Annotated in this window: 10 protein-coding genes and 1 rRNA gene; 4 read left to right on the forward strand and 7 right to left on the reverse strand. The window is 36.4% G+C overall.

Annotation, left to right across the window (positions count from 1 at the left end):
* Positions 1–6 precede the first annotated feature (6 nt).
* Positions 7–1,035 carry a C39 family peptidase gene (locus tag F6K23_RS24835; protein ID WP_293160771.1) on the forward strand — a complete coding sequence of 343 codons (1,029 nt, stop codon included), beginning with the start codon at positions 7–9 and terminating at the stop codon, positions 1,033–1,035.
* Between the two features lie 823 nt (positions 1,036–1,858).
* Here the strand turns inward: F6K23_RS24835 and F6K23_RS24840 are convergent.
* The 6 genes from F6K23_RS24840 to sufR all read right to left on the reverse strand — a co-directional run bounded on the left by F6K23_RS24840 (position 1,859) and on the right by sufR (position 5,179).
* Positions 1,859–2,017: a hypothetical protein gene (locus F6K23_RS24840; RefSeq protein WP_293160773.1), complete on the reverse strand. Its 159-nt coding sequence runs from the start codon at positions 2,015–2,017 to the stop codon at positions 1,859–1,861.
* Between the two features lie 58 nt (positions 2,018–2,075).
* Positions 2,076–2,381 (reverse strand): hypothetical protein, encoded by a 306-nt coding sequence (locus F6K23_RS24845; RefSeq protein ID WP_293160775.1) that lies wholly within the window; start codon positions 2,379–2,381, stop codon positions 2,076–2,078.
* A complete protein-coding gene (locus tag F6K23_RS24850; RefSeq protein ID WP_293160777.1) occupies positions 2,362–2,571 on the reverse strand; it encodes a hypothetical protein in 210 nt (69 codons plus the stop codon). The genes F6K23_RS24845 and F6K23_RS24850 overlap by 20 nt, the downstream gene beginning before the upstream one ends.
* A 312-nt stretch (positions 2,572–2,883) precedes the next feature.
* Positions 2,884–3,000 (reverse strand): 5S ribosomal RNA (gene rrf, locus F6K23_RS24855).
* Between the two features lie 647 nt (positions 3,001–3,647).
* Positions 3,648–4,016, reverse strand: coding sequence for a hypothetical protein (locus F6K23_RS24860; RefSeq protein WP_293160779.1), 369 nt, complete (start codon positions 4,014–4,016; stop codon positions 3,648–3,650).
* Positions 4,017–4,384: 368 nt separating this feature from the next.
* Entirely contained in the window at positions 4,385–5,179 is a 795-nt protein-coding gene (gene sufR / locus F6K23_RS24865) for an iron-sulfur cluster biosynthesis transcriptional regulator SufR (RefSeq protein WP_293160782.1), read from the reverse strand.
* 397 nt (positions 5,180–5,576) lie between these two features.
* On the opposite strand from sufR, the gene sufB reads away from it, so the two are divergent.
* The 3 genes from sufB to sufD all read left to right on the forward strand — a co-directional run bounded on the left by sufB (position 5,577) and on the right by sufD (position 10,387).
* On the forward strand, positions 5,577–7,013 hold the full coding sequence (gene sufB, locus F6K23_RS24870) for a Fe-S cluster assembly protein SufB (RefSeq protein WP_293160785.1): 1,437 nt from the start codon (positions 5,577–5,579) through the stop codon (positions 7,011–7,013).
* 955 nt (positions 7,014–7,968) lie between these two features.
* Entirely contained in the window at positions 7,969–8,745 is a 777-nt protein-coding gene (sufC, locus tag F6K23_RS24875) for a Fe-S cluster assembly ATPase SufC (protein WP_293160788.1), read from the forward strand.
* 280 nt (positions 8,746–9,025) lie between these two features.
* Positions 9,026–10,387, forward strand: a complete 1,362-nt coding sequence (gene sufD, locus F6K23_RS24880; RefSeq protein ID WP_293160791.1) for a Fe-S cluster assembly protein SufD — start codon at positions 9,026–9,028, stop codon at positions 10,385–10,387.
* A 333-nt stretch (positions 10,388–10,720) separates the two neighbouring features.
* Here the strand turns inward: sufD and F6K23_RS24885 are convergent.
* Positions 10,721–10,900: hypothetical protein (locus tag F6K23_RS24885; RefSeq protein WP_293160794.1), on the reverse strand; the 180-nt coding region annotated here is incomplete at its 5' end.

Genomic DNA, 10,900 nt, shown 5'->3' on the forward strand with positions numbered 1-10,900 from the left:
TTTAGCATGGAACTCCAAGACTTTCTGAGAACAGACCTTAAGTACGATGTTAAAACCCTCGCTGATGATGAAAACCTGACTCGCGAGATTCAGGCCATACTTGTGGACCTAAATATGCTTAACCCTCCAGTAGATGGCATATTTGGCCCATTAACTACAGCAGCACTTCATCGGTTTCAAGTGGATCAAAAAAGTGGTGAGGCTGGATATTTAGGCGAGAAAACTACGAAAAAGTTATTCGAGGCCAAGGAAGCAAATATTCCGGCTGCCCCAATTATCCTCAAAACTAAAAAAGATACTATTCTTAAGTCTAGACCGCTTCAATCTTCTCAATTAACTGAGTCAGAAAAACACCATATCTTAGCCAATCAAGAGTTTCAACTTTTGGCTTATGTTCCTGTTAGAAACCACTTCCGAATTGCTTTTCGGAATAATAAGCACAATAGTTTAGGAGTTTGGTATATCCATGAAAAACATATTGAAATTTTAGAAAATAATCAAGTTGTGCATCCCAAGCTTAAACCAGATACTGTTAGAATTAAGGTTCCCTACAAATCAAAACTAGATGATTGGTATAATCCTACAGGTTTATGTAATATTACTTCTATCGCTTCCTGTTTAGAGTTTTTGCAGGCTAATCGAATGTCTAATTATGGTCAATTTGAAGAAGAACTTTATGAATATGCTTTAAATCAAGGTTACAGTCGTCATAGTCCAGATCATCTAGCTAGGATTGTGAGAGATTATGGATGTAGAGATAATTTTAAAACTAATGCCACTATTGAAGAAGTTAAAGATTGGCTAGTAGGAGGAAATCCTGTGGCCATACACAGTTATTTTACTTCTTTTGGTCATTTGATTGTCGGTGTTGGTTTTGATAATGAAGGATTATTTATCCATGACCCATACGGGGAATGGTTTTCTACTGGATATCGTACTGACTTAAGTGGTGCTTATTTACATTATTCTTATAGATTAATTCGTAATGTTTGTATGCCAGATGGGAGTTTCTGGGTACATTTTATTTCAAAGTAGAAGAAGGAAGAAGAAAGAAGGAAGAAGGAAGAAGAAAAAAAGACTAATATACTAATATTAAGTCTGGTGGCATCGGTATTTTCAACAATTATTAATTATTAATTATTAATTATTAATTATTACCCCTCCTTGAAAAGAAGAGGATTGACTCAAATGAATTGAATCGGTTATTTTTAAGCATATATTTTCGAGATGTATTTGTAGTATTCTTTTTTGAAACTGGTGCTATGAAACTTAAAACCTATCATTTTCCCAATACCTCTAGCACCAGAAGTTAAAAGACCCTAGCTGCGATGGCTAAACCTGTGATGACTCCTATTATTTCCTTTACCGAAAAGCGATGTTGAAAGCCCCCGTGTTTTAACCGGGGGATGAAAACAAGCAAGTCGTTTAGACAAGACTTCTAAAGTTTTCCTGTGCTATTATTACCTACAATAACTGTTCGGTCTGCCCGTTTCTTTCTTTAGATGGTGACAATCTACCTAATTATGGTGAAAAACTCGGTGCTGGTGCTCGGAACCTGAGTCCGAGCAAGGAAGCACCGACCCTACGGGCCAATGATTGGAAACCGTCAGGAAAAAGAATAAAGCGATGCAGCGCCGCCAAAGGGGGTTTCCCCCATGAGCGACTGCATCAAGACAGCGTGGTTTGTATAGAAGCGATAATAATTGGTGTGAAAACTAACCAATGGCCTATTTATAGAATTATAGCGCTGTGCGCAGCTCATCTGGCAAAAGGCAACAGGGGGAATAAATTGCTGATAATATAAGACTTTTAGCTATTTAGCCCCTCCTGCAATTTGTAAATATACCAGCGCTCATTGCTATACTTCATATCCTACAAATAGGCCATAAGTTGTGCGATCGCCCCTGCCAATATCTTCTAGCAACCAATCTTTTAATAAATTGTCTAATATTACTTTTTGTGATATGACAAGTTTAATTGTTTTGTCTAAAGAGAGTTGGTTTACCTGAAATATCAATAATTTTATGTAAATCCAAGCTCTCAGTAGGATATATTAGAATTAATTCCGACTATAATTATAATTTCTCTGTCTCCAGCAATGCTCTCCGCATAGCATTTAGGCTTTCTTCTTGATCCACCAGACGGTTTAGAGCTAATACAATATCATCAGGAACTCCTAAAAGTTTAGCTGCTTTTTTGACTGCCATTTGTTCTTGAGTGGCGAATTCCGAATCTGCTCTACACATTTGAATGGCATCAAAAATTAATGTCCTAGGAACACTAAAAGGCACATCACATCTGTTAAGATCAGGAACATACTCTTCCAAGTTAGCATTTTTATAGTCAAATACTTTGTATGCCTCAATAATTTCTTCTGGCACATTTATTTATAGAACGTTGATGATTTATCAACCAATTCATTTCTGCTTCGCTAACTTCTCCATCTGCTCCAGCAATAGTCAACATCGCATAGCCATATTTAATAGTAGCTATTTCATCTGCATAGGATAAACCATATGTCTGTCGATAAAATTCAGGAAATTCTACTTTTTTTCCAGATAAATCGCTCATAGTTTTAGTAATGAGGAATAAGATTACTCTTCAGGATAGTATCATAAACATTCAATACAAATATAGTCTTATGTAGTTAAATATAATCTTTTGTCTCCAGAAATTTGGGCGAATATTGACATAATCTAACAATGGTAGAGAGAGTGTGGGGAGTGCGGGAGATGGAGATTAAAGTGTGGGACAAATTAAAAAATATAAAATATATATGTTCACCATTACCATGCAGGACTACCCCGTTATAAATAAATTAAACAAATTCACCAAAAAACGAAGGTTCTCTCGTATCGTTGAGAGAACCTTCGTTTATATTTAACCTGGCATCGCGCTATTTTACCGGGCAGCTACCCGCCGAGTATCTTCGCCACCATAGCGTTTAACTTCCGAGTTCGGGATGGATCGGAGTGGGTCCACTACGTCATAGACACCAGGAAAAGCTAATAATTATATAGTTGAATTATTTTTGCCTTTAACCATTTAAGGTATTGGGCGCTTTCTTTTCCTTACATTTATTACTATAAATATCTTTTTCAGAAATGTCAACCCCCTAAGCAAATTTTTTTTAATCTCTGAATTTTCGGCCTAGGGGATTAGGGGAGCAGGGGTATAGAGGAGTAGGGGAGCAGGGGAGAAATTCAGATAAATCTTAGATTTTCGCCCTATTATACAGTTAAGTATATAATCGAATTTCATTTGAAAAAATAATTTTACCCATAATTTGAGTGAGTTCTAGACTACCCATAAAACGCTGAAAAACTTTTCCTCCTGACTTCTATAGAACCCCTGATCGTATCTTTGTCTTTCCACGCAATATGTGCTTTTGGCTGCAGTCCTCAAGTAGGGTAATAGTCAGATGGGCGATGTACAGGAGTCAGAAGTTAGAAGATTCAATTAGAGAATAGGGGAAAAAGGTTGAAATTTTCTCCCTAACTCTCCTACTCCCTAAACTCTCTTACCGAAAAATTGTGGGTATGCGCCTCCCCTTGGATAGGGGATAATAAATAAAAATTTTCATCCCTTTGTCAATCCTCTTCTTTTCAAGGAGAGGTAATTATTAATTATTCATTATTAATTATTCATTATTGAATCCCTTCTTTCTCATACCATTTAACCACCTGTTGGACTGTCAAATCTTGAAGTGGTACGCCAGATTCTTGAGAAACCTCCTTTAAAGGACGTAACGAGGAGATGACTAACCTTGTAAAAAAGCTCTCAAAGTTAGCATCTATATCTAAATGTTCCTTAATATTCTCGTCCTTTTGAATCCAAGTAGTTATTTGCTCTGAAGGTATTTCTTCTGGAACTAAACCTGTTTCTTCTGCTATTTGCTTCAGACACCTCAATGAATAAATGGCCAGTCGTGTTGAAAACTTGTCTTTGGAAGTTAGGAGTGCCCCATCAACTTGAGCAGATTCCTCCGCTGTTAAAAATTCCAGAGATTGTTGCATATTGATTTTTGATTTTATATTTTTTGATTAAGGATAAAAGGGTAGTGGCTCACACGGATTATGGCACGGATATACAGATAGATCCGGGAGTGGGGGAGTAGGGGAGTAGGGGAGATTGAAGTAATTATAGAATGGTCAACACATATCATATTTATCAAAATAATATGGGTCTAAAACCCCGCCTTGACTGGCGAAATTTTTTTGGAGCGAAGCTCAAATCCCAGTTACAAAAATCACTTATGACTTATGACTTATGACTTATGACTTATGACTTCGTTAAATAACCGGATTCTATCTCAGAATTAGACACTCATTTTGATAGCAAGGAACAAGAACAAGTTGTTTAGGACAGAGACTGATGATGAACCTCAGACAGGGAAATGTTTTTCTCCCTGTTGCCTGTTGCCTGTTGCCTGTTGCCTGATATAACTATTAACTTTCCTAGTTATTAAATAACCACAACGATGTTCTCCATTAACAATCCAATGAGTTCTCTCCACAGTACAATCAGGCAGTACAGCACCAAACATCTCTAATTCATGGCCACAAACACTGGGGAAAGATTCGGCCACACTGGAGATAGCACAGTTGTGCTCCATAAATATGTAGCTTTCAACGGGCAACTGTGGTTCTCCTATTTCTGCTGAGGAAGCTGAATCACTTTTGACTTTTGAATTCTGAATTTTGAGCGATCGCTCGTCCACTTCCTGAGATTCTACAGGATACCACTCTGCCATGAAACCCTCTGCTTTGCGGAGTTCTACTAAATGGGCTACGCGTTCCTGCACTTTTCCTGTCCCTAATAGTTGGCGATACTGCATTGCTTTACGCTGCCATTGTTTGTGCAATACTTGACTGAGTTGGTCCTGGCCAATAGTTTCGGCTAAGGTGTCCAGGAAGGAAACAGCAAATTCATCATAATTATGGGGAAAGCGATCGCGTCCTTGAGTGGTCAATTGATAAATATGTTGTGGCCTTCCCATCCCGATTTGTACGGACTTATATATAATAAGTCCTTCTGTTTCTAAGTCTTTTAAATGGCGACGTATAGCTTGGGGGCTAATTTCTAAAGATTCTGCTAACTCTAAGGCGGTGGCTTGAGTTCGCTTCATTAAATGTTGTAGGATTTCTTGTTTGGTCGAATTTTGTTGGGTAATTTCCATTTTGTCAAAAAAAAATATTTAAATTGGACTTTGACAATATCATTGTTGTTAATGTAACCTAAAATAGACTTAAGCAACAAATAAGTTGTTTAAGTGGTCGCTAAAGGCCATCTAAATTATTTAGTAATTTAGAATTTAGAATTTAGAATTTAGAATTACCTCTTCTTATAAATTAAGAGGATTTGATCAAAGGATTTTTTTTCTTCTCTTGGTTTGATGGATATGGCGCAGGTTTCCTCGCCATTCCACCCTACGGGAAGCTCCGAAGATCGACCGCTATCTTGGTTTGATGGATATGGTGCAGGTTTCCTCGCCATCCCTCGACCGCTTTTTTCTCCATGAATGGAGAGGCTTTATACCTGAATTTTTCAGTAAATATAACTAGGAAATAAATAAAATGACTGCTAAAGTAACAACCTTAGTTAATCAACCTTATAAGTATGGTTTCGTTACCGATATCGAATCAGAAACTATTCCTCGTGGACTGAGCGAAGATGTAGTTCGTCTGATATCTGCTAAGAAAAATGAGCCAGAGTTTATGCTCAACTTTCGTCTGAAAGCATATCGAAAGTGGCTTCAAATGAAGGAACCAGTTTGGGCGCAGGTTGACTATCCACAAATAGATTATCAGAATATTATTTACTATTCTGCACCAAAAGTTCAAGATAAGAAGAAAAGTCTGGATGAAGTAGATCCTACTTTGTTGGATACTTTTGAGAAACTTGGCATTCCCCTTTCGGAGCAGAAGCGTCTGAGTAATGTGGCGGTTGATGCTGTATTTGATAGTGTTTCTGTTGCGACTACTTTTAAGGAGAAACTTGCTGAAGATGGTGTGATTTTTTGTTCTATTTCTGAAGCAGTGCAGGAATATCCAGAGTTGGTGGAAAAATATCTTGGTAGTGTTGTACCTGTAGGGGATAATTTTTTTACTGCTCTTAATTCTGCTGTATTTAGTGATGGGTCTTTTGTGTTTATTCCTAAAGGTGTAAAATGTCCGATGGATCTTTCTACTTACTTCAGAATTAACAACGGAGATGCTGGTCAATTTGAGCGTACTTTAATTGTTGCTGAGGAAGGTAGTTCGGTAACATATTTGGAAGGTTGTACTGCTCCAATGTTTGATACTAACCAACTTCATGCTGCTGTAGTTGAGCTTGTTACTCTCGATAATGCTGAGATTAAATATTCGACGGTACAAAACTGGTTTGCTGGTGACGAAAATGGTAAGGGTGGTATTTATAATTTTGTGACTAAGCGTGGTTTGTGCAAGGGGGTAAATTCTAAAATTTCTTGGACCCAGGTAGAAACTGGTTCTGCTATTACCTGGAAATATCCTAGTTGTGTTTTGGTGGGAGACAACTCTGTGGGAGAATTTTATTCTGTTGCTCTGACTAATAATAAGCAGCAAGCAGATACAGGTACGAAAATGGTGCATATTGGCAAAAATACTCGCAGTACAATTATTTCAAAAGGTATTTCTGCTGGCAACTCTGCTAATAGTTATCGTGGTTTGGTGAAAATGGGGTCTGGTGCTAAGGGGTCGCGGAATTATTCTCAATGTGACTCAATGTTAATTGGCGATCGCGCTCAAGCAAATACTTTTCCTTATATTCAAGTAGATAATAATACTGCTAAGGTTGAGCATGAAGCTTCTACTTCTAAAATTGGTGAAGACCAACTTTTCTATTTTACTCAACGGGGTATTTCTGCTGAAGATGCGGTGTCTATGATTATTAGTGGTTTCTGTAAGGATGTTTTTAATGAGTTGCCTATGGAATTTGCTGTGGAAGCTGACAAATTATTGAGCTTAAAATTAGAAGGTACGGTAGGGTAAATGCAGGAAATTTAGGTTGGGTTAAGCGAAAGCGCAACCCAACAAAAACTGGTAGTGGTAAACAAGTAATTTTACTACTTACATTCTGGCAATTAAAGAGGTTTAACAACCAATATCCTTCCCTGTTTAGGACTCCTAAAAAATTATATCTATATCGGTTAACATTCCTATAAATATTCAGGTGAAATAGATATAGTATTATACTGGATTATTTTAATAATATAGGTTGCTGGGTTTATCCTAACGGATAAGCTGGCGCTAACGGGGGGTTCCTCAACTCAACCTACATCTACTAACAAATTATTGAGTGTGAAATTAGAAGGTACGGTAGGCTAAAAGAAGTAAAAATAAAATTTATCTCTACTTGTACAACTAATCAATAAGAAAGCTAATTTTTTTGGTTGGCATCTCAAAAAATGGTGGTAATTTTGCTAAAAATAAAGGGATAAAAATTGCAGTGATTTTATCATCACAATATTACAGAACTTTTGAGGAAGCGTGAGGTACAGTTTAATACTAATCTCTATTACCTATTTTCTGAACTTGTAATACTTTGTACCTAATTAACTCCAAAAATGCTGTAATCACAAACAAAAAAGTCTCTTTCAAAAGTCTCCCCTTTTTAAAACTTCTACTAATAACAAAAATTTAGTGGATTTTCCAAAAAGCATGATATAAATAATTAGGAGTAGATGAAAATAAAAATAGTTAATTTGATTTGACTATATTAAAATTCATATAATAAATTGTCGTCACTACACTCCGAATTTGTGGGATATATGTAGTAGCTAAACAGGATTAAAAGTCATAGACTTTGAAACTTTACTTTTTTCATAGTGTTCATAATTAATTGGAGTTAAAATCCCAGTAATATTGAAGCTATGACCTAAAACCTACAACCTAAAACCTGATTCAATAATTCCTGAAAAATATTCAGAACTGTTCAGAGGTAAATATGATTAAAGAAAATAGCGAAGTTATTTTATCTGTTAAAAATTTAACGGCGAATGTAGAAGGAAAAGAGATTCTCAAGGGCTTGAATCTAGAAATAAAAGCTGGAGAAATTCATGCTATTATGGGGCCAAATGGTTCTGGAAAAAGTACTTTTTCTAAAGTATTAGCAGGTCATCCCGCCTACGAAGTTACAGGGGGAGAAATTACTTTTTTAGGCAAAAATTTATTAGAAATGGAGCCTGAAGAACGTTCATTAAATGGTATTTTCTTAGCATTTCAATATCCCCTAGAAATTCCTGGAGTTAGTAATTTAGACTTTTTGCGAGTTGCTTATAATACTAAACGTAAACATCAGGGATTAGAAGAATTAGACGCTTTTGATTTTGACGATCTAGTACAGGATAAATTAGATATTGTCAAGATGAAACCAGAATTTTTAGACCGGAGTGTAAATGAAGGTTTTTCTGGTGGAGAAAAAAAGCGAAATGAAATCTTACAAATGGCATTGTTAGAGCCAAAATTAGCAATTTTAGATGAGACAGATTCAGGGTTAGATATTGATGCTTTGAGAATAGTAGCAAATGGAGTAAATCAATTAGCAAATGAATCAAATTCTCTGTTAGTAATTACTCACTACCAACGTTTATTAAACTATATTGTGCCAGACTTTGTTCATGTAACAGAGGGCGGTAGAATTATTAAAACTGGTACAAAAGAATTAGCATTAGAATTAGAAGAAAAAGGTTACGATGATGTGGTTGAAGCAGCAAAAGTTTAAACAATTAATAATTAATAATTAACTATTACGTAAGCATTCAGCTAATAGCTATTTAATGAATGAAGCAAGCATTTGCTTAACTTATACTACATTTTTAAACAAAGAATTGAAGTACAAGAACAACTAGCTTAAATTGTCCACTAAAGTTAATATAGCTGTTTGCGCAGCATGACCTAGGAATAGCTGACTGCTGTTTGCGCAGCATGACCTAGGAAATGCTTACACTATTACCTCTTCTTTTCAAGGAGAGACTTTAAACCTTAATTATTCGGTAAAAAGTATGCAAGTGTCCGTAAAACCAGAGATATCTTATTTAGACAAGTTGCTGAAAGAATGTTGTAAAGGAGTGTCTCCAACGGTACCGCCAGAATTTCCTCTAGATGGAAATATGGCAAGTTGGTTACAGCAAGTACGCGATCGCGCAGCAACCTGGGTGCGTGAGTTGGTCTTTCCGACAAAGCAAGATGAAGAATGGCGGTTTTCTGACTTGTCTGCAATGATGAAGTTAGATTTTCAAGCACCTGCACCAGTAAATTTGGATGCTTTGAATATTGCTCCGTTTATTTTACCGGAAGCAATAGACAGTCGGTTGGTATTTGTGAATGGGGTATTTGCACCAAAGTTATCATCGGTGAAAGGTTTGACAGATGGAGTGTTTGTCGGAAATTTGGGGCAGTTACCTCCGGAATATCAAGACCGCATCGGAGATTATTTGGGGCAACAACAGGGGAACAAGGAAGTCTTTACATCCTTAAATACTGCTGGTTTAACTGATGCAGCAGTGGTATGGTTGCCAAAAAATCAAGTTGTGGAAAAACCAATACATCTATTATTTATTGCGACTCAGACTGAAATTCCGATTTTGACTCAGCGTCGTTGTTTGGTAGTAGCGGAGCGTAACAGTAGTGCAACAATAATTGAGCATTGTGTGACAGCAGAAGTTATTTGTCCGGAAGCACCCAGTTCTCGTCCCTATCTGACAAATACAGTTACAGAAATATGGGTAGAGGAAAATGCGGAAATTAATCATACCCGCGTTCAACGAGATGCAGGTGCAGCATTTCATATTGGCAAAACAGCGATCGCTCAAGCTAAGAATAGTCGTTATACTTGCAATGCTATCCATTTAGGAGGAAGGTTATCTCGTCATAATTTGGAAGTTGCTCAAATGGGAGAGGGTACAGAAACTAATCTTTATGGTTTGGCATTTATTGGTAATGAGCAAGAAGCGGATACTCACAGTGCTATTATTTTGAATCATCCCAATGGTGTGACAGACCAAGTTTATAAATCTATTGTTGATGAGAAAGCGCATTCTATATTTAATGGCAAAGTCTATGTTTCTCAAACTGCACAGTTGACTAATGCAGCTCAGTTAAATCGTAATTTGTTACTTTCTTCTGGTGGGAGGGTTGATACAAAACCGCAATTAGAAATTATTGCAGATAATGTTCAATGTTCTCATGGAGCAACTGTTAGTCAGTTGGATGATGATGAAGTGTTTTATTTGCAAAGTCGAGGTTTGAATGAAGAAGTAAGTCGTAATTTATTAATTGATGCTTTTGCGGCAGAAATTCTTAACAAGTTACCCTTACCTTCTTTGCAAAATATTTTAAAACAATGTGTTGCTTGTAAAGTTTAGAAAAAGGAAGAAGGAAGAAGGAAGAAGGAAGAAGGTAAACTTAAAAAAAAGGAGGAAGAAGGAAGAAGGTAAATTTAAAAATTTATTTAGACTATGTTATGGAAAAAGATCATCTTGGAAAATTGCCAAGAGTATTTTTAGTCAACATCTAATAGATGAGAAACATCAGCAAAAGTAGACCTTTAATTTTTCCACTAGGCAAAATATCTAAAAAAGAAGGAAGAAGAAAGGAGGAAGAAGGTAGGTTGAGGTGAAAATTTGAGCAAGGGTGAGGTAGAGTTTAATACTAATCTCTATTCCCTATTCCCTAAATTTGTCAAACTTTGTACTTCATCAAATCCAAAACTGCTGTAAAAGTTGATTTAGACTTATGTCATGGAAAAAGATAATCTTGGAAAATTGCCAAGAGTATTTTGAGTCAACATCTAGTAGATGAGAAACATCAGTAAAAGTAGACCTTGAATTTTTCCACTGGGCAAAATATCTAAAGCATTTGAGAATTTTCCCTTTTTG

The sequence above is a fragment of the Okeania sp. SIO2C9 genome (assembly GCF_010672455.1).
Taxonomy (GTDB): Bacteria; Cyanobacteriota; Cyanobacteriia; order Cyanobacteriales; family Microcoleaceae; genus Okeania.